The organism is Novosphingobium sp. MD-1 (assembly GCF_001014975.1).
GTDB lineage: Bacteria > Pseudomonadota > Alphaproteobacteria > Sphingomonadales > Sphingomonadaceae > Novosphingobium.
This window is the reverse complement of sequence record NZ_BBXA01000029.1, coordinates 308,423-332,983: the sequence shown is the minus strand read 5'-3', so window position 1 is coordinate 332,983 and position 24,561 is coordinate 308,423. Positions and strand designations below refer to the sequence as shown.

The following is a 24,561-nucleotide window of genomic DNA, read 5'->3' as shown; positions in this document are numbered from 1 at the left end:
GCCCCTCCAGAGGGCAGGGTCACCCCTCCCAAGAACAACAATACCAAAGATGGGGCGCTTCGCCTCACTCCGCCGCCTCCCGCACGGTGCCGTGTTCGGCAATCCGGCGTTCCAGTTCGGGGCGGAAGTGGCGAATCAGGCCCTGGATCGGCCAGGCGGCCGCATCCCCCAGGGCGCAGATGGTGTGGCCTTCGACCTGCTTGGTCACGTTGAACAGCATGTCGATTTCCTCGACCGCCGCGTCGCCCGTGCGCAGGCGCTCCATCACGCGCCACATCCAGCCGGTGCCTTCGCGGCACGGCGTGCACTGGCCACAGCTTTCGTGCTTGTAGAAGTGCGACAGGCGGGCGATCGCGCGGACGATGTCGGTGGACTTGTCCATCACGATCACGGCGGCGGTGCCAAGGCCCGAGCCTAGCGCGCGCAGCCCGTCGAAATCCATCGGCGCGTCCCAGATTTCCGCCGCCGGAACCAGCGGGACCGAGGAACCGCCGGGGATCACGGCCAGCAGATTGTCCTTGCCGCCACGAATGCCGCCGCAGTGCTTCTCGATCAGTTCGCTGAACGGGATCGACATCTCTTCCTCGACCACGCAGGGCCGTTCGACATGCCCGCTGATCTGGAAGAGCTTGGTGCCCTTGTTGTTCTCGCGCCCGAAAGAGGAGAACCACGAGGCGCCGCGCCGCAGGATCGTGGGCGCGACCGCGATCGATTCGACGTTGTTCACCGTGGTCGGGCAGCCATAGAGGCCGGCGCCGGCCGGGAACGGCGGTTTGAGGCGCGGCTGGCCCTTCTTGCCTTCCAGGCTCTCGATCATCGCGGTTTCTTCGCCGCAGATGTAGGCGCCCGCGCCGCGATGGACGAAGACGTCGAAGTCATAGCCCGAACCGCAGGCGTTCTTGCCCAGCAGGCCGGCGGCATAGGCCTCGTCCCGCGCGGCGAACAGCGTCTCGGCCTCGCGGATATATTCGCCGCGAATGTAGATGTAGGCCGCCCGCGCGCGCATCGCGAAGCCGGCGACCAGCGCGCCTTCCAGCAGCTTGTGCGGATCGTGGCGGATGATCTCGCGGTCCTTGCACGAACCCGGCTCGGATTCGTCGGCGTTGATCACCAGGAAGCTGGGCCGCCCATCCTTGCTTTCCTTGGGCATGAAGGACCACTTCATGCCGGTGGGGAAGCCCGCGCCGCCACGGCCGCGCAGGCCGGACGCCTTGATTTCCTCGATGATGCCGTCCTGCCCACGTTCGAGCAGCGCCTTGGTGTTATCCCAGTCCCCGCGCGCCTGCGCGGCGGGCAGGTTCCACGGCTGGTAGCCGTAGACGTTGGTGAAAATGCGGTCCTTGTCGGCGAGAGCCATGGCTTACCATTCCCCCCGATAATCGTGGTTTTCACCGACCATCGCGGTCAGGTTGCTGAGCGCGCCGGCCGGTTCCACCGTGTGGCGGCCGGGAAGCTGCGTACCGGTCTTGGGCTGCTTGCCCGCCGCCAGTTCGTCGAGGATGCGTTCCATGTCGGCGGGGGTCAGATCCTCGTAGTTGTCGTCGTTGATCTGGACCATCGGGGCCGATGCGCAGTTGCCCATGCATTCGACCTCGGTGAACGACCACAGGCCGTCATCGGTGATGTGCCCCGCCTTCATCCCGCGCTTCTTGCAGGCGGCGATGATGTCGTCCGATCCGCGCAACATGCACGGCGTGGTGCCGCAGACCTGCACGTGGAAACGGCCGATCGGCGCGATGTTGTACATCGTGTAGAACGTCGCGACCTCGACCACGCGGATGATCGGCATGGAGAGATAGGCGGCGACGTATTCCATCACCGGGATCGGCAGCCAGCCTTGCGTGTTCAGTTCCGCGCCGACCTGCCGCTGGGCCAGATCGAGCAGCGGCATCACCGCCGAGCGCTGCCGCCCTTCGGGATAGCGCGCCACGATCTCTTTCGCCTTCTCCGCGTTCTCGGCAGTCCAGGCAAAGGCGCCCCAGCGGGCGCGCAATTCCGGGGTATCCGGTTCGATGTAGCGGTCAGCCATCAGCGAATAAACTCCACTCGAGAGCACTTGTCGCCCTCGAAAGTATAGACTGCGATCACGTCGAACGGTTCGACCAGGGCCGATCCGTCAGTGGCGGGGCCACGCGTGACGTGTTCGCGCATCAGCACGTAATTGCCGATCGCCTGCGCATCGCGGATCTCGGCATGGTTCTGCGGCCAGCGGGCGAACGCGGCGGCAAGGCCGGAACGCGTGCCTTCCTTGCCTTCACGCACCACATCCCCGCGATAGTTCGCCTCGCAGGCATCGTCGGTCATGTAGGAGACGTAGGTGTCCACGTCCTGCGCGTTATAGGCCGCGATCATTGCCTTCGCGGTGCGCAAGTTGGATTCTTGGGGACTGCTCACCGGTCGCACTCCCCGAACACCACGTCGATGGCGCCAAGGATCGCGGTCGCGTCGGGCAGCATGTGGCCCTTGCACATGAAGTCCATCGCCTGAAGGTGGCTGAACGCCGTCGGCCGGATCTTGCAGCGGTACGGCTTGTTGCTGCCGTCCGAGACGAGATAGACGCCGAATTCGCCCTTGGGGCTTTCGGTGGCGACATAGACTTCGCCGGCCGGAACGTGGAAGCCTTCCGAATAGAGCTTGAAGTGATGGATCAGCGATTCCATCGAGCTCTTCATCTCGCCGCGCTTGGGCGGGACCACCTTGCGGTCGGTCGAGCTGACCGGGCCTTCGGGCATTTCTGCCAGGCACTGCTTCATGATCCGCGCGGACTGGCGGACTTCCTCCACGCGCACCATGAAACGATCATAGCAATCGCCGCTGGTGCCGACCGGAATCTCGAAGTCCATGCGATCATAGACGTCATAGGGCTGCGCCTTGCGCAAATCCCACGCGATGCCCGAGCCGCGGATCATCGGGCCGGAAAAGCCCCAGCGGATCGCGTCTTCCTTGCTGACCACCGCGATATCGACGTTGCGCTGCTTGAAGATGCGGTTGTCGACAAGGAGGCTCATCGCGTCCTCGAACAGCTGCGGCAGGCGCGTGTCGAGCCAGTCGCCGATGTCGGTCAGCAGCTTCAGCGGCACGTCCTGGTGCACGCCGCCGGGACGGAACCAAGCCGAATGCATCCGCGCGCCCGAAGCGCGCTCGAAGAAGTTGAGGCAGTCCTCGCGGATTTCGAACAGCCACAGGTTCGGCGTCATCGCGCCCACGTCCATGACGTGCGACCCGATGTTGAGCATGTGGTTGCAGATGCGCGTCAGCTCCGCGAACAGCACGCGCAGGTACTGACCGCGCAGCGGCACCTCGAGGTTGAGCAGCTTTTCGACCGCGAGCACGTAGGAGTGCTCCATGCCCAGCGGCGAGCAGTAGTCGAGCCGGTCGAAGTACGGCAGCGCCTGGGTATAGGTCTTGTACTCGATCAGCTTTTCGGTGCCACGATGGAGCAGACCGACGTGCGGATCGATCCGCTCGATGATCTCGCCGTCCAGCTCCATGACCATGCGCAGCACGCCGTGCGCCGCCGGGTGCTGGGGGCCGAAGTTGATCGTGTAGTTGGTGATGACCTCGTCGCCGGTGGTCGGCGATTCTTCGAGCTGGAAGCTCATGCGCCGTCTCCTTCAACCTTGCGGTCGGTCTTTGCCGGAGCGCCGGGTTCGTCCTTGGCCGTCGTCTTGGGCGAGCCTTCGACCGGCTTCGCCGCCTCGGCATTGGCCTTGTCGCCCGCGCCGGTATCGGCGGGCTTTTCGGTGACCTTCGGCGTATCGACCTTGGGCGCAGGGGCGGGCGCCGCCGGCGCGGGCGAAGCCGCCGCCTTTTCATCGCCCGGCAGCACGTATTCCGCGCCTTCCCACGGGCTCATGAAATCGAACTGCCGCAGGTCCTGCGCCAGCTCGACGGGTTCATAGACCACGCGCTTGTCCTCTTCGGAATAGCGCAGCTCGACATAGCCGGTCAGCGGGAAGTCCTTGCGGAACGGATGCCCCTGGAAGCCGTAGTCGGTCAGGATGCGGCGCAGGTCCGGATGGCCGGCGAACAGCACGCCGAACATGTCGTAAACCTCGCGCTCGTACCAGCCGGCGACGGGCCACAGCGTCGTCACCGTCGGCACCGGCGTCGCCTCGTCCGTCGAAACCTTGACGATCACGCGATGGTTCTTCGTCAGCGACAGCAGGCAGTAGCAGACCTCGAAACGGTCGGGCCGCTGCGGATAGTCGACGCCGGCGATTTCCATCAGCTGCTGGTATTCGTGCGCGTCACGCAGCAGGCGCAGCGCGTCCTCCACGCGGTCGCGCACGACGGTCAGCAGGACTTCGCCATGCTCTTCCTTCGCCGAAACCAGCATGGCGCCCAGCGCCGCCGAAAGCGTGTCCAGCACGCCTTCGTTCGAGGTGAAGCGCGGGGCGGAATGAACGACCGTCATGCCCTTCTCCTCAACGCTCGAGCGTGCCGACGCGGCGGATCTTCCGCTGCAGCTGCATCACGCCATAGAGTAGCGCCTCGGCAGTGGGCGGGCAGCCCGGCACGTAGATGTCAACCGGCACGATGCGGTCGCAGCCGCGCACCACCGAATAGCTGTAGTGGTAATAGCCGCCGCCGTTGGCGCACGATCCCATCGAGATGACGTACTTGGGGTCCGACATCTGGTCATAGACCTTGCGCAGCGCCGGGGCCATCTTGTTGCACAGCGTGCCGGCCACGATCATCACGTCCGACTGGCGCGGGGATGCGCGCGGCGCGACGCCGAAGCGCTCCATGTCGTAGCGCGGCATGTTCACGTGGATCATCTCGACCGCGCAACAGGCCAGGCCGAACGTCATCCACCACAGCGAACCGGTGCGCGCCCACTGGAACAGTTCCTCGGTCGAGGTGACGAGAAAGCCCTTGTCCGAAACCTCGGCATTGAGGCTTTCGAAGAACGCCTGATCGGGCGCGGTGATGGCGGAGCCGGCGGCAGCGCCAGTTGCAGTCGGAGCGGTGACCATGTTGCTCATTCCCAATCCAGCGCTCCCTTTTTCCAGGCGTAGGCAAACCCGACGACCAGTTCCGCCAGGAACAGCATCATCGTGAACCAGCCGGCCCAGCCCGTTTCCTTCAGGCTGACCGCCCAGGGAAACAGGAACGCCGCTTCCAGATCGAAGATGATGAACAGGATCGCGACCAGGTAGAACCGGACGTCGAACTGGCTGCGCGGGTCCTCGAACGCGGGGAAGCCGCATTCGTACTCGCTGAGCTTCTCCGCGTTGGGATTGTAGGTTCCCGTCAAGCGGGAAACACCCATCGGCAGGAACACAAAGGCACTGGAAAGCGCAAGAGCGATCCCGAGGAAGATCAGGATCGGCAGATATTGTGACAGATCGACCAAGGGGCTGACTCGCCTAGCTGGTGTTCGCTCCGCGCCCTAGTCCCGACGCCGCCCGCGCGCAAGTGCCGTGCAGCGCCCGCAAGGGCAGTTTCTCCACCCTTTTGGCCTTCCCGTGCCGATTACAGCCCCGTTTCCGGGCCTCCCGCGATCGTATGCGGGGCTTACTTAAGTTGCATCTTCAGGGTGCGCTGCGTCGCGGCACCATAGGGCGGCCGCAACCCTGCCAGCTTCGCAAGATCGACCTTCGGCTGACGATAGACCGCGCGCGCATGGCTGAACGTGCGGAAACCTTCCACGCCATGATAACTGCCCATTCCCGAAGGCCCGATTCCGCCGAACGGCAGGTCGTCGGCCGAAACGTGGAAGATCACGTCATTGACGGTAACGCCGCCCGAGATGGTGCGGGTCAGTACCTTCTCCGCCTCGGCCTTGTCCTGACCGAAGTAGTACAGCCCCAGCGGACGATCGTGCGCGTTGACGTAATCGATCACCTCGTCGATCGCGCGATAGGTCTTCACCGGCAGGACCGGACCGAAGATTTCCTCCTGCATCACGCGCATGTCGTCGTTGACGTTGCGCAGGATGGTCAGCGGCATCTTGTTGCCGTTGGTGCCGGCGAAGTCCTCGCCGCCCGGATTGACGACGATCGCCTCGGCGCCTTTCTCTCGCGCGTCCTCCACGAGCCCGGCCAGGCGATCGCGGTGGCGGCGGTTGATGACTGAGGTGTAGTCGTCATTGGCCAGCAGCGTCGGATACATCGAGCTGACTCCGGCGGCGACGGCGGCGATGGCGCGGTCCTCCAGTTCCTCGGGCACCATCATGTAGTCGGGCGCGAGGCATATCTGCCCCGCGTTCATCATCTTGCCCAGCGCCACGCGCTCCGCGCTGCGCTGGAGATCGGCGCTGCGGCCGAAGATCGTGGGCGACTTGCCACCCAGTTCCAGCGTGACCGGCACGAGGTGGTCGGCCGCGGCATGAAGCACATGGCGGCCGATCGGCGTCGCGCCGGTGAACAGCAGATGGTCGAACGGCAGCCCGCAGAACGCCTGTCCGGTTTCCGGCCCGCCCGTGATGACGGCCACTTCCTCTTCCGCGAAATAGCGCGGGAACAGTTCCTGCATCAGTTCGGACGTGCGCTCGGTAAACTCCGAAGGCTTGAGCATCGCGCGGTTGCCGGCGGCGAAAGCCTGCGCCAGCGGAGCCATGGTCAGCCCGACCGGGAAGTTCCACGGCGCGACGATGCCGATCACGCCCTTGGGTTCGTAGCGCACTTCCGCCCGCGCACCGAGCAAGTTCAGCGGGAAGTTGACGTGGCGCTTTTCCGGACGCGACCAGCGCTTCATCCGCTTCTGCGAATAGCGCACGATACTGACCGAGGGCATTATGTCGGTCAGCATGGACTGTTCGTGGCTGCGATGGCCGAAATCGGCGCTCATCGCTTTGGCAAACGCCTCGCCATGCTCCTTGAGCATGGTGGCGCAACGCTCCAGCCGGTCGTGCCGCACCGAAAGCGCTTCGGGGCGCGCCGCCGTGAAGGCCGTCCGCTGGCGTTCCAGAACGGCCAGCATGTCCGTGCGATTCGTCTCGTTCATCACAATCCCCGTCCCCGAACCGCTTGTGCCGGTCCGATTTATCCGAAGCCCTGGAACAGGAAGACCGGCCAGCCGGCGGCGGCGAGACAGGTTCCGAGCGGCAGGGCCGTTTGGCGCGAGACCTTACGGCCTCCCGCCAGCAAAGCAACCGTTGCGAGAAGCCCGATCACGCTGCCTCCCAGCAGGGTGGCGACCGTCCCCACCGGCCCCAGCCACAGGCCGATCGCGCCCAGCAGCAGCGGGTCCCCTCCCCCCATGCCTTCGCGGCCGCGCACCCGGCGATAGTAGGCGGCGATCAGCCAGAGCATGCCGAAACCGGCCAGCGCGCCCGCCCCGGCCCACAGGACCGGACCGCTATCGCGCTCCATCGCGCCGCGCAGCAGCGCCAGGGCGCCTCCCGAACCGGCGAGCGTGCCCACCAGCGGCGAGGGCAGCCAGAAGTGCCGCAAATCGAGCAGCGCCAGCAACAGCAGTTGCCAGCCCAGCACCATCGCGGCCAGCGCGGTGCGATCGGGCATGGCGATCACGGAAACCAGTGCCACCGCCGCGCCACCCAGTTCGCAGCCAAGCTGCCATCCACCGATCGCACCGCCGCAGGTCCGGCAGCGGCCCCGCTGCACCAGCCAGGACAACACCGGCACCAGTTCCAGCGGGCCAAGCGTCCGCCCGCAGTGATCGCAGGCCGACCGGCCGGTCACGACCGACCGCGCCTCCGGCAACCGCGCCAGCGCCGCGCCCAGGAAGCTCCCGACGATCGCGCCCAGCATCGCCGACGCGGACCAGATCAGCGGCAGGCTGGCATATGCCACGCGTTCGTGACTCCCCCGTCGGCTCGATTGCCATGAGCGCGGCGTGGCAGTATGGCCCCGCCAAGTCCAGCCCCGGCGCGATCGTGGCCACAGGAACCGCCAACGAACCGCAACGGATCGTCAGATGGTTGCCGCCCGCCCGGACCGACCCCATATCCGGGTCTTTCCTGACCCGACCATTGAAGGAGTGTGATCGCCATGGCCCAGTTTTCCGCCGCAGATCCGGTCGTCATCCTGTCTTACGCGCGCACTCCGATGGGTTCGATGCAAGGCGCGCTGTCCGATGCCGCCGCCACCGACCTCGGCGCCACCGCCGTCAAGGCCGCCGTCGAGCGTGCCGGCGTGGCGGGTGACAAGATCGACCGCGTCTACATGGGCTGCGTGCTGCCCGCCGGCCTCGGCCAGGCGCCCGCGCGCCAGGCCGCGATCAAGGCTGGCCTGCCCAAGTCCGTGCAGGCAACCACCGTCAACAAGGTCTGCGGCTCCGGCATGCAGACCGTGATCATGGGCGCCGAGGCGCTGGCTTCCGGCAGCGTCGACATGATCGTCGCCGGCGGCATGGAAAGCATGACCAACGCGCCTTACCTGCTCAAGAAGCACCGTTCGGGCGCGCGCATCGGGCATGATACCGCCTACGATCACATGTTCCTCGATGGCCTGGAAGACGCCTACGAGCCCGGCCGTGCGATGGGCACGTTCGCGCAGGATACCGCCAACGAATACCAGCTGACCCGCGAAGCGCAGGATGGCTACACGATCGAATCGCTGCGCCGCGCGCAGGCCGCGATCGCCGAAGGCGCCTTCGTGGACGAAATCGCGCCGGTTACCGTGAAGTCGCGCGGCGGCGATGTCGTGGTCGATACCGACGAACAGCCCGGCAAGGGCCGCCCGGACAAAATTCCGACGCTCAAGCCCGCCTTCGCCAAGGACGGCACGATCACGGCCGCCACCTCCAGCTCGATTTCCGACGGCGCCGCCGCCGTGGTGATCACTCGCCAGAGCGTTGCCGATGCGGAAGGCCTGAAGCCGGTGGCGAAGGTTGTCGCGCTGGCCGCGCACGCGCAGGAGCCGAAGGACTTCACGGTCGCCCCGGTCGGCGCGATCAACAAGGTGCTGGAACGGGCCGGCTGGTCGATCGCCGATGTCGATCTGTTCGAAGTGAACGAAGCTTTCGCCTGCGTCGCGATGTTCGCGATGCACGATCTGGGCATCCCGCACGAGAAGATCAACGTGCACGGCGGCGCCACGGCGCTGGGCCATCCGATCGGCGCCAGCGGCACGCGCATCGTCACCACGCTGATTGGCGCGCTGAAGCGCCACGGCAAGACCAAGGGCGTGGCCAGCCTGTGCATCGGCGGCGGCGAAGCCACCGCGCTGGCGATAGAGCTGGTCTGACCCGGAAGAAAATGGCGGGGCGCCGGCGTTACGGTGCCCCTGCCCCCCAGATGGCCGCTTGCTGGGCATAGCCCTTGCGGCCATTGACATCGAACTGGCACCAGCCGGCGCCGCAATCGCCGATCGTGCCCACCACGCCGGGCGCCAGCCGCCACAGCAGCCGGCCCGAACCGTCGGCCCTTTCGCGCATCTCCGCGACGCCGCCCTTGACCATGCCGGTATGCGCGCGCGCCAGGAACTGGGCGAGCATCCACCCGCGCGAACCGTCCGGGTCCTCCACCAGCCGCCAGCCGCCCATCACGCGCAGCACCTTCATCGGCAGCCCCTTGCGCACGTAGGTCCAGTTGATCCGGTATTCCCGGCCGGGGCCGACGCGCATGTTCGATTCATCCTTGCGCAGCGAAACCCAGTATGGCGCGCCGCCATCCTCCGCGCGCGCGGCGTGGCTGGAAAGACCGGCGGACACGGCAAGGACGCAGGGCAGGACATACTTCACGGCACGCACGACACGGAAACCCCAGACCAAATCCAACAAAAACTTGCCCGCCATGCGATACAGCATTGGCACGACAGGGCAACCACGCGCTTGACCATCCCTGTCCCGCAGGCATAGCGATACGATCATGCCAACGCACCAGAGCGCCGCCGGCGCGCGCACCGCGCACGAAGCCGTCAAACGCCGGATCGAGGGGAAACCCTCGGTCATCGTCACCCGCCGCCTGCTGCCGGAAACCGAACAGCGGATGCGCGAACTGTTCGACGTTACACTGAACGCCGATGACCGGGCGATGACGCGCGACGAGCTCGTCGCCGCCATGCAATCCTGCAATGTGCTGGTGCCGACCGTGACCGACACGATCGACGCCGGGATGATTGCCGAAGCGGGCGACCGGCTGGGCCTGATCGCCAATTTCGGCGCCGGCATCGAACATATCGACCTGGCCGCCGCCCGCGCCCGCAAGATCATTGTGACCAACACGCCCGGCGTCTTCACCGACGATACGGCGGACATGACGCTGGCGCTGATCATTTCCGTCGCGCGGCGGCTCAACCATGGCGGCCGCATCCTGCGCGCCGGCAAGTGGGAAGGCTGGGCGCCATCCACGCTGCTTGGCCACCGGCTCAACGGCAAGACGCTGGGCATCATTGGCATGGGCCGGATCGGGCAGGCCGTGGCGCACCGCGCCCGCGCCTTCGGCCTGCAGGTCGCCTATCACAACCGGCACCGCCTGCCCGAAGCGCTCGAAACCATGCTGGGCGCACGCTACGTCGCCGATCTCGACACCCTGATTGGCGATGCGGACATCCTGTCGCTGCACTGCCCCGCCTCGCCCGAAACGCACCACCTGCTCGATGCCAGGCGGATCGCGCTGATGAAGCCCGAAGCCTACCTCATCAATACCGCGCGCGGGCAGATCGTGGACGAACAGGCGCTGATCGAAGCGCTCGTGGCAGGGCGTATCGGTGGCGCGGGACTCGACGTGTTCGAGCACGAGCCGCAGGTCGATCCGCGCCTCCTGGAGCACCACAACGTAGCGATCCTGCCTCACATGGGCAGCGCCACGTTCGAGGGCCGCATCGCATCGGGCGAAAAGGTCATGGCCAACATCCGCTTCTGGGCCGACGGACATCGCCCGCCCGATCAGGTGCTGGAAGGCTGGGTCTGACGCCGCCGATCCGGCGCCATCGCCTCCTCTGCCTGTACAGGGCCAAGCGCTTCGCCTAGGGGCTTGAACGGACACCGCATAACCGCAAGCGCGGACGGAGGGGCAAGAGTGCGCAAGTTTCTGGCAACGGCCGCGATGGCCGCGACATCGGCCATCCCGGCACTGGCGCAGGCCCAGACCGCCACTACGCTCGATTCCGCCGACAGCGGCGATACCGCCTGGCTTCTCGCGGCTTCGGCGCTGGTGCTGATGATGGCCGCGCCGGGCCTTACCCTGTTCTACGGCGGCCTGGTGCGCGCCAAGGGCTTCCTGGCGGTGATGGTGCAGACCGGCGCAATCATCGCCGTTGCCTCCCTGCTGTGGATCGCCGCTGGCTATACACTGGCCTTCGGCGAGGTAACCAATGGCTGGATCGGCGCCGGCAATGCCTGGATGCTGCTCAATCTCGGCAACGTGCGCGGCAGCTATGGTGTGCCCGAAAGCGCGTTCGCCCTGTTCCAGATGTGCTTCGCGCTGATCACCCCCGCGCTGATGGTCGGCGCCTGGGTCGATCGCGCGCGGTTCGGCTGGGTCGTCGCCTTTTCGGCGTTGTGGAGCCTGATCGTCTATGCGCCCGTCGCGCACTGGATCTGGGGCGGCGGCTGGCTGGCGACCAAGCTTGGCACGCTGGATTTCGCCGGCGGCATCGTGGTTCACACCACGGCTGGCGTCTCGGCGCTGGTCGTTGCAATGCTGCTGGGCAAGCGCAACGGCTTTCCCAAGTCGCTGATGCTGCCGCACAGTCCTGCGCTGACGCTGGCGGGCGCCGCGCTTCTGTGGGTGGGCTGGTTCGGCTTCAACGGCGGCTCGGCGCTGGCCGCCAACGACGACGCGGCCTCCGCTATCATCAACACCCACGCCGCCGCCAGCGCGGCGGCGCTGGCCTGGCTGCTGATCGAAAAGCTGACCGTGGGCAAACCCACCTCGGTGGGCTTCGCCACCGGCGCGATCGCCGGCCTCGCCACGGTGACGCCGGCCGCCGGCTTTATCGCGCCGGGTGCGGCGATGCTGCTCGGCGTTGCCGCTGCGGCGGTATGCTATCCGATGATCCTGCTTGTGAAGCACAAGCTCCATATCGATGATTCGCTTGACGTTTTCGCAGTGCATGGCGTGGGCGGCATGCTCGGGTCGATCCTGCTCGCGGTGTTCGTCTCGCCGTCGCTGGGCGGCACCGGCTATGCCGATGGCATGGGCATGGCGCGCCAGATCGTCGGGCAGGTCGGCGGCGTGGGCATCGTGGCGATCTGGAGCGCCTTTGCCACCACCATCGCCGCCCTGATGGTCTCGATGGTGATACCGATGCGCGTCACCGAAGACGAGGAACGGGACGGTCTGGACCTGACCAGCCACGGCGAACGGGCGTGGGAAATGGACTGACGGCGAGCGACCCGGCCTTCCCCGAACGTTCGGGTCATCGTCCCGAAATCACCGTCGATGCCGATTTTGCTTCTTACCCTGCTGATCGATAACGATTCTTTTACCGGCCATTGATACGTCATCTCCGAAGGAGTGATGTGATGGTCCAGCACAAATTGGCGGACGCCCTCGAGGCGAGGACCGCGCATCGACGCCGCCTGACGCTGTCGGTAGAAGCCAATGTCACCGCAGCGGGTACGCCCGTCGACGCCAGGCTGCTCGACTTGTCGGAACGCGGCTTCCTGCTCGAAAGCGATACCGCGCTGGACGAAGGCGATGTGGTAGACATCGGTCTGCCCGAAACGGCCGCGGCCACCGAGGCGGTCGTCGTGTGGACAGCGGGCACGCGCCACGGCTGCGAATTCGTTACGCCGATCAGCCGCGCCACCGTCAGCGCGCTGCTGCTGCGTTCGCCCGCGCTGCATGGCCAGGTGACGATCCCGGCGGACCAGCGATCGCAGGAAGTGTTCTCGCCCCGCGCGAAGTTGGCGATCTGGATCGGCCTTGCCCTGCTGGCATGGCTGCCGATCATCGTCGCCTTCAGCCTCTGGGGCTGAAGGCGCGGCCGCACCACTTACCCGCGCAAGGTCTTCGGCGTCAGTCCCCCGTCAGGATACGATCGACCAATTGCTTCACGCTGGGCGTGAAGTTGTTCGAATAGAACGGGTCCTGCTTGAAACGATAGGCTGCGTGGCCGGCGAACATGAGGTTCTGATCCACCGGGCCGCCGTGCGCGATGTCCTGCAACGTCTTCTGGATGCAGAAGCTGCGCGGATCGGCGAGCCGGCCGGTGGTATAGTCGTCATGATCCTTCCAGGACGAAAAGCCACAGTGGGAAAGACAGCCCATGCAATCGGCCTGATCCTTGCGGATTTCCTCACGCTCGGCGGGCGTCACGAACACGATGGTATCGTCCGGCGTGCGCAGCGCATCGGTATAGCCCGCACCGAACCAGTTTCGCGCGCGATCGAGATCGGCTGGTGTGACCCAGAAGTTCTTGCCCTTCACCCCGACATCGAGTTGCACGGTGTGTTCGCCCGCCGCGACCTTGGAATAGGGAATCTGGCGTTCCGAACGCGCTTCGAGATTGCGCAGGAAGGGGTTGCGCACGGCCGAGCTGTAGAATCCCGTGGGGGAAAAGCGGTGCAGCAGCACGTCACCCGGTTCCAGCGTGCGCAGATGATCCTTCCACGCCTGCGGAATGGGGCTTTCGTGCGTCAGCAGCGGCCGCGTGCCGAACTGGAAGGCGATGCTGCCGAGTTCCGGATTGTCGATCCAGTCGTTCCATTCGCGCAGGAACCATACGCCGCCGGCCATCACGATCGGCACGTCGTCCGAAACGCCTTCCTTGCGCATCGTATCGCGCAGCGCGGCAACGCGGGGATAGGGATCTTCCGGCGTCAGCGGGTTTTCCGCATTCGACAGGCCATTATGGCCGCCCGCCAGCCACGGGTCTTCATAGACCACGGCGGCCATCAGATCGGAAACCTTGTGGTAGGCCCGCTTCCACAGCGCGCGAAAGGCGCGCGCGGAGGAGACGATCGGCAGATAGTTGACGTTGAACCGCGCCGCGATTTCCGAAAGCTTGTAGGGCATCCCCGCGCCGCAGGTCACGCCGGTAACAAGGCCGCGCGTCTTTTCCAGCACGCCTTCCAGCACCTGCTGCGCACCGCCCATTTCCCACAACACGTTGATGTTGATCGCGCCACGCATGCCGTTGGGGCCGCTGGCGATATCATAGGCGCGCCGCACCTGCTCGACCGCGCCGTCGATCGCGTAGCGGATCAGTTCCTCGTGCCGCTCACGGCGAGTCATGGCGTTGTAAATCTGCGGAATGATCTTGCCTTCGGCGTCATAGCTATCGGCGTTGACGGCGCTGACCGTACCGATTCCGCCCGCAGCCGCCCATGCCCCCGAACTGGCATGGTTGGTGGCCGCCACGCCCTTGCCGCCTTCAACCAGCGGCCAGACTTCACGGCCGCCATACAGAATCGGCTTCAACCCCTTGAACGCAGACATAAACCCCTCTCAACGACCCTTCGCGCGCGTGACCTGCCCGGCTTCCAGCCGACACGGCTTTATCTTACCGGGTTCGGGCCGCCTGGGCGCGGCTTCGAACTGTGCATAATAGCCCGCTATTTCGGGCTTACGTTGAAATTCACTCAAGCGGAAGCCCACCGCCTCAAATTCGCAGAACAGAAGCGCCGGCGGCGTTCCGTGCTGTTCGGTCGGCCGGTCCAGATCGACCACGATCACGCGTCCACCCGGCCGCAGCGCGGGCCAGAGGCGCCACAGGAACGCATAGGGCTCCCCCACTTCGTGATACATGTGGATCAGGAACACGCGGTCGAAACTGTGTTCCGGAATGCGTGGATCGTCGACCGCGCCGGGCTTGATCGACACGTTGTCGAGCCGGTCATGCTCGACGCGCGCGCCCAGCTTGCGCAGCGCCGCCTCGTCGATGTCCTGCGCCAATACGCGCCCCTTGGCGCCGACACGGGCCGCCAGACGGACGGTGTAATAGCCCTCGCCCGCGCCGATATCGGCCACGGTCATGCCCGGCTGGATCGCGGCCAGGTCCATGACCGTCTGCGCTTCCTTGCGGTTGTCGCGCTCCGCCTCGGTGGTGAAGCCACTGCCGCCCGGTCCCGATACGGGCCTGTCCGCACGCGGGAACGCCCGCGCAGTCGGAGCCCGATCCTCGTCGGACGACCGCTGGCACGACGCCAGCGCCACGCAGGCCACCCCGATCAGGCCCGCCCGCAGGCCCAGGGCAGCCAGCCTGCTCAATCGTCGTCTTCCACGGCGACCTTTTCGCCGGTCACCTTTTGCGAGAGCGCCGCCGCCATGAACGGATCGAGCGCGCCATCCAGCACGTCCGTGGGATTGGTCGAAACCACACCGGTGCGCAGGTCCTTCACCTGCTGGTAGGGCTGCAACACGTAGGAACGGATCTGGTGGCCCCAGCCGATCTCGGTCTTGGCGGCATATTCGCCGCTGGCCGCCGCCTCGCGCTTGGCCAGTTCGGCTTCGTAGATCCGCGCCTTCAGCATGTTCATCGCGGTGGCGCGGTTCTTGTGCTGCGAACGGTCGTTCTGGCTGGCGACGATGATGCCGGTCGGCACGTGGGTGATGCGCACCGCCGAATCGGTCGTGTTGACGTGCTGCCCGCCCGCGCCCGACGCACGGTAGGTATCGATCTTCAGGTCGGCCGGATTGATATCGACCTCGATGTTGTCGTCGATTTCGGGATAGACCCAGACCGAGCTGAACGAGGTGTGCCGCCGCGCCGAGCTGTCATAGGGGCTGATGCGGACGAGGCGGTGGACGCCGCTTTCCGTCTTGGCATAGCCATAGGCGTTCTCGCCCTTGATCAGCAGCGTGGCCGACTTGATGCCGGCGGCTTCGCCCGCGTGATAGTCGACCAGATCGACCTTGTAGCCATGCCGTTCGGCCCAGCGCGTGTACATGCGCTGGAGCATTTCCGCCCAGTCCTGGCTTTCGGTGCCGCCCGCGCCGGCGTGGACTTCGAGATAGGCGTTGTTGGCATCGGCCTCGCCGGCCAGCAATGCCTGCACCTTGTCGTTGTCCGCCCGTTCGGCCAGCGCCGCCAGCGTCGCCAGCCCTTCGTTGATGGTGGCTTCGTCGTCCTCCATCTCGCCCAGTTCGACGAACTCGATCGCGTCGGCCATTTCCTGGCCGATCTGGTTGACTGTGCCGATCGCGGCTTCCAGCCGGCGACGCTCGCGCATCACTTCCTCGGCCTTCTTGGGATCGTCCCACAGCTTCGGGTCTTCGACGCGCGCGTTGAGTTCATCGAGCCGGCGGACGGCGCGATCCCAATCGAGGAACTTGCGCACCAACGCCAGCGACGCTTCGATGCGATCGATATGAGCCTGACCTTCGGCCCGCATGACACCTGAACTCCGTAAATGAGCGGAACCGCTTAGCGAAGCGGCGCGCCAAGTAAAGGCCGGTTATCATTGCCCGGCGCCCGCCTATGCGGGTTATGGCGCTCGAAAAGGGGCCTAGCGGCGCGCGCGCAGGCGCTGCACCGCTTCCAGCGTCAGGCGGACGTGATCGCGATAGTCCATGTCCGAATGCACCAGCACGACCCGGCCATCGCGCCCGATCACATAGCTGGTGCGCTTGGTCAGCCCGGTGGACGTGCCATCGCGCTTGAGATCGACGTCATAGGCCGCGATCACCTGCGGCGTGGCGGCGGCCACGGCGAACTTGTCGCGGCAGGCTTCGCGCGAAAACTTCTGGAGCGTAGGCAGGTCATCGGCCGACATCCCGACCACGGTGGCCCCGGCGGCACGGAACTGGTCCGTCGCCTCGGCAAAGGCGTGTGCTTCCAGCGTGCAGCCTTGCGTGAACGCCTTGGGGTAGAAATAGAGCACGACCGGGCCACGGCGCAGCGCCTGGCGCAGGTTGAACTGGAACGTCCGCCCGCCCAGCGCGCCTTGCGCCGCGAAATCGGGCGCGCGCGCCCCTTGCGGCAATTCCGCCTGCGCGGCGAACGGGAGGACAAGGGCGATGGCCGCGGCGGCAGCCTTGATGGAGCGTGGGATCATCCCTTTAATATAGCAGGCTCCGCGCCACGCGGGGAGATGCCAAAACGCGGGCTGCCCGATAGGGCGACGAAGCGGGAACAGGGCCGGGTCAGTAGATCCCGCCCTGTTCCTCCACGAAGCCTTCCTCCCCGCCTTCGGGCGCGGCCGCCGCCCCGTGGCGCGCGGCGCGGGCGCGGCGCAGCGCATCGAGCACGGCTTCCTTGGTCGTCAGTTCTTCCTGGTGGATCGTGCGCCGTGGCTCGGTATCGGGCTTGAACGCCTCCCAGATAACCGACGCCTTGGGTTCATCGTTGTTCGGCATGCCGCCGAACACGCGCTTGCCCGAGACGCGATCGATGCGCACCATACGCACGCCTTCGGGCACCGGGAACGGCACATCGGCCCAGCGCGCGCGGGTGGACTGGACGAACTGCTTGAAGATCGGGGCGGCGATGCGACCGCCCTGCGCATAGCCGCCCAGGCTGCGCGGCTGGTCGTAGCCCATGTACACACCGGCGATGATGTCGGGCGAACCGCCCACGAACCATACGTTCGTCGGCCCGGACGTCGTGCCGGTCTTGCCGAACAGTGGCAGGTTGAGATCGCGCAGCGTCACCGCCGTGCCGCGAATGACCACACCTTCGAGCATGTGGACGACCTGGTAGGCGGTGCGCGCATCCATCACCTGACGGCCCGACGGCTTCAGGCGGGGCATGGGCTTGCCGTCCCACCGCGCCATGTTGCACCCGTCGCACGGCCGGTTGTCGGCGCGCCACACGACCTTGCCGTTGCGGTCCTGCACGAAATCGATCACCGACGGATCGTGCTGGCGCCCATGGTTGGCCAGCGCCGAATAGGCGTTGACCATGCGCAGCACCGTGGTGTCTCCAGCGCCCAGCGCCATCGACAGGAACGGCTTGTAATCGCCGATGCCAACATCACGGATCGTCTTCACCACGCGATCCATGCCGGTATCGTTGGCGATGCGCACGGTCATCAGGTTGCGCGACTGTTCGAGGCCCCAGCGCATCGTGTGGCTGCCCGAACCGCCTTCGCCACCGAAGTTGCGGAAGCACTTCTGGCCCAGCGCCGCGCCCTGATAGACGCAGAACGTGCCGTCGACGACCATGGAGGCCGGTGTCATCCCGTTATCGAGGCCAGTGGCATAGACGAAAGGCTTGATCGTGGAGCCGGGCTGGCGCTGTGCCTGCGTAGCGCGGTTGAACGAGCCCAGCCGCGCATCGAAACCGCCCTGCATGGCCAGAACGCGCCCGCTCTGCGGGTCTTCGACCACCATGCCGCCCGAGACTTCCGGCACGGTCCGCACCGCCCAGGCATTGCCGTTGGGCGCCACCGTGATCACATCGCCCGGCTTCATCGCCTGCGGCATGCCATAGAGCGGCCCCGTGGTGCCATCGGCAAAGCCGATCTGGCCGCTATCGCCCCTGCGCGAAAGCACCACGCCGACGCGCCAGTCGAGATAGCGGATCGAGAGGTTGCTGGTGATGAGCTGGGTCTGCCAGTTACCATCGGAGAGGTCGATCGTAGCCACCGGTCCGTGCCACGGACGCCCGCCCGAATAGCGCAGCAGGCCCGCGCGCAACGCATCCTGTGCCGCCGTCTGCAACTGGGTATCGAGCGAGGTCCGCACCCACAGCCCGCCGGCATAGACGCTGTTGGGGCCATCCTCGGCCTTTTCGCCGAACTTGTCGATCAGCTGGCGGCGCACTTCCTCCAGGAAATAGCCGGCATCGGCGGTGTAGTTCTCCGCCCGCCGCGCCACCAGGCCCAGCGGTTGCGCCTTGGCCTCGTCCGCCTGCGCCTGCGTCGCCCAGCCGTTGCGGACCATCTGGTCCAGCACCCAGTTGCGGCGCGTCACCGCCTCGTCATGGAACTTGGCGCGGCCATACTTCTCCGGCGCCTTGGGCAGGATGGCGAGAAAGGCCACCTCGTGCAGCTTCAGATCGCCCACATCCTTGTCGAAATAGGCCCGCGACGCCGCCTGCACCCCGAAGCTCTGGCGGCCCAGCGGGATTTCGTTGAGATAGAGCTCAAGGATCTGCTGCTTGGTCAGCACGCCCTCGATGCGCCGAGCCAGGATGAGTTCCTTGAGCTTGCGCGTGATCGAGTATTCGTCGCCCAGCAGGATGTTCTTGGCGACCTGCTGGGTGATCGTGGACCCGCCCCGCGCGCGCTGGCCGGAGCCGAACTTGGTGGCATAATCGAACACCGCGCCGACGAAGCCGGTGTAATCGATGCCGCCGTGCGTCCAGAACGTCTTGTCCTCAGCCGAGAGGAAGGCGTTGATCAGCGGCTCGGGGAAATCGACGAAGCGCAGTTGCACGCGCCGTTCGCGCGCATAGGACGACGCGATCTCGCCATCCGCGCCGCGCACCATCGTGGGCAGCGGCGGCTGATAGGTCAGCAGCTTGTCGGCCGAGGGCAGCCCCCGCGCCACGAACACCCAGACAACGAAATAGAGCGCGACCAGCGCGCCAAGGGCATAACCCCCGAAACGGAACCACTTCCTTTCGCGCCAGGTTTGGCGGAACCATGCAAACAGCCCCGATGCCTCGCGGCGGATGCGGTAGCTGATGCTCTTCTGGGGCGTATCTTCGGCCATCGTGCGCGCCCTCTAGCACGCCCTTTCCGTCATAAGCCAGTAGGCGCGCGCATCATGGAGCAATCCCCGCCGCCTCCTGCCGGGCCAGGAAAATCTCCACGGCCTGCGCCACGCGCCCCGCAAACTGCTTGCGCCAGGCGGGATCGATCAGGCGCCGGGCATCGTCGGGGCTGCTGATATAGCCCGCCTCCACCAGCACCGAAGGAAGATCCAGCGATTTCAGCACGACGAAAGCGGCCTGCCGCTGCGGATTGGCATGAAACGTGACCACCCCCTGCCCTTCCCGCACCACCAGATCGGAGAAGCGCTGCGACCGTTCCCGCATCTCGCGCCGCGAAAGATCGACCAGAATGGTCGCGACCGCATTGGACTTTCCGCCCAGCGCCACGCCGTTGACATCATCGGCGCGGTTTTCGCGTTGCGCCACCAGATCGGCGACCGCATCGGAACCGCGATCCGACAGAGTATAAACCGTTGCGCCGTTTGCGTCCGGCGTTTCCGCCGCATCCGCGTGAATCGACACGAACAGGTCGGCCTTCAACTGTCGGGCTATGCCGGCGCGTTCCTCCAGCACGAGAAACCGGTCGCTGTCGCGCGTCATTGCCACGCGCACGCGGCCATCGGCGAGCAGCGCTTCGCGCAGCGCCTTGGCGAGGGCCAGCGTGACGTTCTTTTCGCGCAACGTGCCCTCGCCGCTCGCGCCCGGATCGTGACCACCGTGACCGGCATCGATCACCACCAGCGGCCGGCTGGCATCCGCCGGCCCTTCGACGGGTGGCAGGCCAATCCCGCGCGATCCATCAGGCAGCGTCAGCCGCAGGACGTATCCATCGCCGGGATTGCCGATGCGCAGCACGAAATATCCCCACAACAGAAAGGCCGCCAAAGGCAGCACAAACCCCGCGATGATCCCGACCCGCCGCAACATCGCCATCCGCTATGCAGGTCCGGTTTCGGTCGGTCCAGCCGGAATCGTGGACGGCACTTCCCGCCCGCCCGACACGCATCGAAAAATGCCGCCGGAAATTGCTCCGGGGAAATCATCGCCATTGTTTTAATTGCTGGTTTGGATTTGTAATGCTAGCACCCTTCCACCGGGGCAAGCCAGCACCGGCGCCAGCCTTGAATATGCCCTCCCTGCCCCCATTTGACCGGACAGGACGGCGGAACCAGGCAATGTGGAGCCGCTGGCAAAAATCCGGAACGCGGGGATGACGAAGCAGAAACGCTCACTCACCCGCGCCGTGAAGGTTGATGCTGTGATGATGAGCCGAGTTTCGATTGAGCAGAAGCGCCCCGGAAGGGCCGCTCGCGCTTGGTCGATACCGCTTCCGACAGGCCGGAGCCTGACGGAAGCCGGCGCGCGCATTTCGCCGCGCATTGTCAGCACTGCAGACGCAAACCAACCGCCGCCGGGCGGAGAGCGCGACAGGACCGAGGTTCAGGCGCTCCGAACCGGCATTTCCGCATTCGCGATACGTCATGGCCGGGCCATCGCCCGGCTGTCCGGCGTTCGCGCTTCACCAAAGAACCGCGCCCGGTACCCGGATACAATCCCGTGGCGGCGCGGCTGGAGATTCCATAATGACCACGCGCATGCTAATCGATGCGCGCCACCAGGAAGAAACCCGGGTGGCGGTGCTCAAGGGCAACCGTATTGAAGAATTCGACTTTGAATCGGCTGATCACAAGCAGATCAAGGGCAACATCTATCTCGCCAAGGTAACCCGCGTCGAACCGTCGCTGCAGGCGGCGTTCGTCGATTTCGGCGGCAACCGTCACGGGTTCCTGGCCTTCAGTGAAATCCATCCGGATTACTATCAGATCCCCAAGGAGGATCGCGAGGCGCTGCTGGCGGAAGAAGCCGCGCATGCCGAGGAAGAAGCCGCCCTGCGCGCGGCCGAGGAAGACGCGGACGACGGCTTTGGCGATGAAGGCGATGCCTTCGGCGATGAAGAAGGCGTGACCGAAGTCGATACTTCGGAAAAGGACGATGTCGCCACGATCGAAGGCGGCGTAGTCGAAGGGGAAAACGAAGAGGCCGAACAGGACGCCGAGGCGGAAGACGCCTCTGCCGATAACGGCGGTCGCCGCCCGCGGCGCGGACGCCGGCAGGGCCGCGGCCAGGCCAAGGAAGCCGATGAATTGCGCGCCAAGCGCATGGCGCTGCGCCGCCGCTACAAGATTCAGGACGTGATCCAGCGCCGGCAGGTGCTGCTGGTCCAGGTCGTCAAGGAAGAGCGCGGCAACAAGGGTGCGGCGCTGACCACCTACCTGAGCCTTGCGGGCCGCTATTGCGTGCTCATGCCCAATTCCAGCCATGGCGGCGGCATCAGCCGCAAGATTTCCAGCGCTTCGGACCGCAAGCGGCTGAAGTCGATCATCGGCGAACTGGAACTGCCCAAGTCGATGAGCTGCATCGTCCGCACTGCCGGGCTGCAGCGCACCAAACCCGAGATCAAGCGCGACTTCGATTATCTCGCCCGCCTGTGGGACGAAATCCGCGAGCGCACGCTGCATTCCAGCGCGCCGGCGCTGATCCATTCGGACAGCGACCTGATCAAGCGCGCGATCCGCGACATCTACAACCGCGACATCGAGGAAGTGATCGTCGAAGGCGAAGCCGGATACCGTGCCGGCAAGGACTTCATGAAGCTGCTGATGCCCAGCCACGCCAAGCGGGTGAAGCACTATGCCGATCCGGTGCCGCTGTTCCAGCGGTACGGCGCGGAAGACCAGCTTACCGCGATGTACGATCCGGTGGTCCAGCTGAAGTCGGGCGGCTATCTCGTCATCAACCCGACCGAAGCGCTCGTTTCGATCGACATCAACTCGGGCCGCTCCACCAAGGAGCACGGCATCGAGGCGACCGCGCTTTCCACCAACCTGGAAGCGGCCCGCGAAATCGCGCGCCAGCTTCGCCTGCGCGACATGGCCGGCCTTGTCGTCATCGACTTCATCGACATGGAATACGGATCGAACATCCGCAAGGTCGAGAAGGCGATGAAGGACGCGCTGAAGAACGACCGCGCGCGCATCCAGGTGGGCCGCATTTCCGGCTTCGGCCTGATGGAAATGAGCCGCCAGCGCCTGCGCACCGGCGTGCTGGAAGCGACCACCCGCGCCTGCCCGCACTGCGATGGTTCGGGCCTGGTCCGCACCGCCTCGTCCGCCGGCCTTTCGGCGCTGCGCATGATCGAGGACGAAGCCGCCAAGGGTCGCGGCAGCGTCATCACGCTCTATGCCAGCCAGGAAGCGACGATTTACGTCCTCAACACCAAGCGCGCCGATCTTGCCGAGATCGAGGCCCGCTATGGCGTGACGGTGGAAGTGATCCCCGAAGGCGAGAACGAAGGCGCCAAGATGCGCGTCGCCTCGCGCGGACCGAAGCCTGAGTTCCAGCCGCGCTTCGAACCCATCGTCGAACCGGAGGAAGACGACCTCGCCGACGAGGCGTTCGACGACGAGGACGAGGAAGAAGAAGCCGAGGCGCGCGGCGACGACCGCGACAACGGCGATGGCAATGGCCGCCGCAAGCGGCGCAAGCGCCGTCGCGGCCGTGGCCGGCGCGACGACGAAACGGCGCAGGCCGAGGACGCCCGTTCGGCCGACGACGGCGATGGCGAAACCGAAGCGCCAGACGCTGAAACGGCAGACGATGCCGATGATGCCGAGGAAACCGAAAGCACCGTTGCCGCTGGCGAGGAGGCCGAGGGTGACCGCGGCCCCCGCAAGCGTCGCCGGCGCAGCCGTCGCCGCCGTGGCGGCGGTCGTGAAACGGATGGCACCGAAGGCGGTGAAGAGCTGAGCGCGGCGGAAGAAGCGGCTGCTCCGGAAGAAACGCCGGAAGAAACGGTTGCCGAAGCACCGGCTGAGACGGTCACTGCCGAAGCCGCGCCTGCGGACGAGGCGCCGGCCAAGCCCAAGCGCACCCGCCGCAAGAAGGCCGAGGCCGCTCCGGTGGTCGAGGAAGCGCCGGCTGCGGAAACGGCCCCCGCTGAACCGGCTGCCGCCGAGGAAGCTCCGGCCAAGCCCAAGCGCACCCGCCGCAAGAAGGCCGACGCTGCTCCGGTGGTCGAGGAAGCGCCCGCTGCGGAAGCGCCCCCCGCCGAACCCGCTGCCGCCGAGGAAGCTCCGGCCAAGCCCAAGCGCACCCGCCGCAAGAAGGCCGACGCTGCTCCGGCGAACGAAGCGGCAGAACAAGCGCCCGTGGCCGTCGAGGCAGCCAATCCGGTTGCCGCCGATCCGGCCGCCGACGCCGAAAATGCCGAAGCCGAAGGCGGCGCATCGCGTCGCGGCTGGTGGCAGCGCACGTTCGGCGCCTGACGGCACCCGTCATTGGACAACAAAAAGCCCTCCCCGGACAGCCGGGGAGGGCTTTTTCGTGCAGGCCGGCGCATCAGGCTGTCTTGAGCGCGCTGCCCCATTCCATCCAGGACGCCCAGCGCGGCATCTTCGGCATGTACCGCTGACCGCTGTCTTCCATGGCGAAGCCCGCCTGCCGGACGGACGCGATCACCGGCCGGGTCAGATGGCATCCCCCCATCAATGGAACCCAGAGCGGCTCCAGCCGGCGCTGCCAGCGCTGCACGCCGGGATCGGGCGCCTGCCCGTGTTCGAGGAACAGCAACCGCCCGCCGGGCTTCAGGATGCGCCGCATTTCGCGCAAGACCTGCGCGGAATCCCCCACCGAGCACAGCGTGTAAGTGCAGACAACCGTATCGAAACTGTCGTCCGCGAACGGAATGGCCTCGCCCACGCCTTCGCGGATATCGGCCTGCCAGCCCTTCCTTTCGGCTTCCGCGCGGGCATAGTCCAGCAGCTTGCCCGAAGGGTCCAGCCCGGCGAACGCGGTTACCGCATCGGCATCGTAGAACTGCTGGTTTATGCCCCCGCCGCAGCCGAGCTCGAACACGCGGCCGCGCGCCTTGGGCACCACGCCGGCCCGCAATTCCATGATCGCATCGGCGCTGCACGCGCATCGGATCATCCGTGGCAGGATCTTGTCCTCATACCATTGTCTGATACCCATCCCTCTCCCTCTCGCTCGCCTTTCACGCTTCAGTCGCAGAGTGCGCATGCCCGCAATCTTCGACAAGCCGGAA

23 protein-coding genes are annotated in these 24,561 nt (G+C 66.1%); 6 read left to right on the top strand and 17 right to left on the bottom strand.

Translation table 11 applies throughout. The annotated features are described in order from the left end of the window. Positions 1 to 64: 64 nt before the first annotated feature. The 9 genes from nuoF to NMD1_RS12945 form a co-directional block, all read right to left on the bottom strand. Complete coding sequence (gene nuoF / locus NMD1_RS12985; RefSeq protein ID WP_125955066.1) at positions 65 to 1,357, bottom strand: NADH-quinone oxidoreductase subunit NuoF; 1,293 nt, start codon at positions 1,355 to 1,357, stop codon at positions 65 to 67. Between the two features lie 3 nt (positions 1,358 to 1,360). After that, positions 1,361 to 2,029, bottom strand: a complete 669-nt coding sequence (locus tag NMD1_RS12980; protein WP_124807921.1) for an NAD(P)H-dependent oxidoreductase subunit E — start codon at positions 2,027 to 2,029, stop codon at positions 1,361 to 1,363. Beyond that, entirely contained in the window at positions 2,029 to 2,352 is a 324-nt protein-coding gene (locus NMD1_RS12975; protein ID WP_125955111.1) for a nuclear transport factor 2 family protein, read from the bottom strand. Before NMD1_RS12975 ends, NMD1_RS12980 begins: the two co-directional genes overlap by 1 nt. Before the next feature lie 38 nt (positions 2,353 to 2,390). Continuing rightward, a complete protein-coding gene (locus NMD1_RS12970) occupies positions 2,391 to 3,602 on the bottom strand; it encodes an NADH-quinone oxidoreductase subunit D (protein WP_125955065.1) in 1,212 nt (403 codons plus the stop codon). Continuing rightward, on the bottom strand, positions 3,599 to 4,417 hold the full coding sequence (locus NMD1_RS12965; protein WP_125955064.1) for an NADH-quinone oxidoreductase subunit C: 819 nt from the start codon (positions 4,415 to 4,417) through the stop codon (positions 3,599 to 3,601). The genes NMD1_RS12970 and NMD1_RS12965 overlap by 4 nt, the downstream gene beginning before the upstream one ends. A gap of 10 nt (positions 4,418 to 4,427) precedes the next feature. Next, on the bottom strand, positions 4,428 to 4,988 hold the full coding sequence (locus NMD1_RS12960; RefSeq protein ID WP_124807925.1) for an NADH-quinone oxidoreductase subunit B family protein: 561 nt from the start codon (positions 4,986 to 4,988) through the stop codon (positions 4,428 to 4,430). Next, entirely contained in the window at positions 4,985 to 5,359 is a 375-nt protein-coding gene (locus NMD1_RS12955; RefSeq protein ID WP_124807926.1) for an NADH-quinone oxidoreductase subunit A, read from the bottom strand. Before NMD1_RS12955 ends, NMD1_RS12960 begins: the two co-directional genes overlap by 4 nt. A 161-nt stretch (positions 5,360 to 5,520) precedes the next feature. Then, complete coding sequence (locus tag NMD1_RS12950; protein WP_125955063.1) at positions 5,521 to 6,951, bottom strand: coniferyl aldehyde dehydrogenase; 1,431 nt, start codon at positions 6,949 to 6,951, stop codon at positions 5,521 to 5,523. Between the two features lie 38 nt (positions 6,952 to 6,989). Then, positions 6,990 to 7,760 carry an A24 family peptidase gene (locus NMD1_RS12945; protein WP_233497610.1) on the bottom strand — a complete coding sequence of 257 codons (771 nt, stop codon included), beginning with the start codon at positions 7,758 to 7,760 and terminating at the stop codon, positions 6,990 to 6,992. Positions 7,761 to 7,958: 198 nt separating this feature from the next. On the opposite strand from NMD1_RS12945, the gene NMD1_RS12940 reads away from it, so the two are divergent. Next, on the top strand, positions 7,959 to 9,155 hold the full coding sequence (locus tag NMD1_RS12940; protein WP_125955062.1) for an acetyl-CoA C-acyltransferase: 1,197 nt from the start codon (positions 7,959 to 7,961) through the stop codon (positions 9,153 to 9,155). A gap of 28 nt (positions 9,156 to 9,183) precedes the next feature. Here NMD1_RS12940 and NMD1_RS12935 read toward each other — a convergent pair whose 3' ends face one another. Beyond that, positions 9,184 to 9,660 (bottom strand): SH3 domain-containing protein, encoded by a 477-nt coding sequence (locus NMD1_RS12935; RefSeq protein ID WP_233497609.1) that lies wholly within the window; start codon positions 9,658 to 9,660, stop codon positions 9,184 to 9,186. A gap of 118 nt (positions 9,661 to 9,778) precedes the next feature. Between NMD1_RS12935 and NMD1_RS12930 the strand changes: the two genes are divergently transcribed. The 3 genes from NMD1_RS12930 to NMD1_RS12920 all read left to right on the top strand — a co-directional run bounded on the left by NMD1_RS12930 (position 9,779) and on the right by NMD1_RS12920 (position 12,834). After that, positions 9,779 to 10,822, top strand: a complete 1,044-nt coding sequence (locus tag NMD1_RS12930; RefSeq protein WP_125955060.1) for a D-glycerate dehydrogenase — start codon at positions 9,779 to 9,781, stop codon at positions 10,820 to 10,822. A 108-nt stretch (positions 10,823 to 10,930) separates the two neighbouring features. Continuing rightward, positions 10,931 to 12,238 (top strand): ammonium transporter, encoded by a 1,308-nt coding sequence (locus tag NMD1_RS12925; protein ID WP_370449657.1) that lies wholly within the window; start codon positions 10,931 to 10,933, stop codon positions 12,236 to 12,238. 140 nt (positions 12,239 to 12,378) lie between these two features. Next, a complete protein-coding gene (locus tag NMD1_RS12920) occupies positions 12,379 to 12,834 on the top strand; it encodes a PilZ domain-containing protein (RefSeq protein WP_124807932.1) in 456 nt (151 codons plus the stop codon). A 40-nt stretch (positions 12,835 to 12,874) separates the two neighbouring features. On the opposite strand, the gene NMD1_RS12915 is transcribed toward NMD1_RS12920, so the two are convergent. The 6 genes from NMD1_RS12915 to NMD1_RS12890 all read right to left on the bottom strand — a co-directional run bounded on the left by NMD1_RS12915 (position 12,875) and on the right by NMD1_RS12890 (position 20,312). Continuing rightward, complete coding sequence (locus NMD1_RS12915) at positions 12,875 to 14,296, bottom strand: nitronate monooxygenase family protein (RefSeq protein WP_125955059.1); 1,422 nt, start codon at positions 14,294 to 14,296, stop codon at positions 12,875 to 12,877. 9 nt (positions 14,297 to 14,305) lie between these two features. Next, positions 14,306 to 15,067, bottom strand: a complete 762-nt coding sequence (locus NMD1_RS12910) for a class I SAM-dependent methyltransferase (RefSeq protein ID WP_233497607.1) — start codon at positions 15,065 to 15,067, stop codon at positions 14,306 to 14,308. After that, positions 15,064 to 16,191: a peptide chain release factor 2 gene (prfB, locus tag NMD1_RS12905; RefSeq protein WP_124807934.1), complete on the bottom strand. Its 1,128-nt coding sequence runs from the start codon at positions 16,189 to 16,191 to the stop codon at positions 15,064 to 15,066. The genes NMD1_RS12910 and prfB overlap by 4 nt, the downstream gene beginning before the upstream one ends. 114 nt (positions 16,192 to 16,305) lie before the next feature. Further along, on the bottom strand, positions 16,306 to 16,854 hold the full coding sequence (locus NMD1_RS12900; protein WP_124807935.1) for a peroxiredoxin: 549 nt from the start codon (positions 16,852 to 16,854) through the stop codon (positions 16,306 to 16,308). An 88-nt stretch (positions 16,855 to 16,942) separates the two neighbouring features. Beyond that, on the bottom strand, positions 16,943 to 19,456 hold the full coding sequence (locus tag NMD1_RS12895) for a penicillin-binding protein 1A (RefSeq protein WP_125955058.1): 2,514 nt from the start codon (positions 19,454 to 19,456) through the stop codon (positions 16,943 to 16,945). 52 nt (positions 19,457 to 19,508) lie between these two features. After that, positions 19,509 to 20,312 (bottom strand): N-acetylmuramoyl-L-alanine amidase, encoded by an 804-nt coding sequence (locus NMD1_RS12890; RefSeq protein ID WP_223806454.1) that lies wholly within the window; start codon positions 20,310 to 20,312, stop codon positions 19,509 to 19,511. Here NMD1_RS12890 and NMD1_RS21375 point away from each other — a divergent pair. Together NMD1_RS21375 and NMD1_RS12885 are read left to right on the top strand one after the other, a co-directional pair. Next, positions 20,302 to 20,514, top strand: coding sequence for a hypothetical protein (locus tag NMD1_RS21375; RefSeq protein WP_199558128.1), 213 nt, complete (start codon positions 20,302 to 20,304; stop codon positions 20,512 to 20,514). The two genes, NMD1_RS12890 and NMD1_RS21375, sit on opposite strands and share 11 nt — an antisense overlap. A gap of 526 nt (positions 20,515 to 21,040) precedes the next feature. Continuing rightward, on the top strand, positions 21,041 to 23,782 hold the full coding sequence (locus NMD1_RS12885) for a ribonuclease E/G (protein WP_125955056.1): 2,742 nt from the start codon (positions 21,041 to 21,043) through the stop codon (positions 23,780 to 23,782). A gap of 73 nt (positions 23,783 to 23,855) precedes the next feature. Here NMD1_RS12885 and NMD1_RS12880 read toward each other — a convergent pair whose 3' ends face one another. Further along, positions 23,856 to 24,488, bottom strand: coding sequence for a class I SAM-dependent methyltransferase (locus NMD1_RS12880; RefSeq protein ID WP_125955055.1), 633 nt, complete (start codon positions 24,486 to 24,488; stop codon positions 23,856 to 23,858). Positions 24,489 to 24,561: the final 73 nt, after the last annotated feature.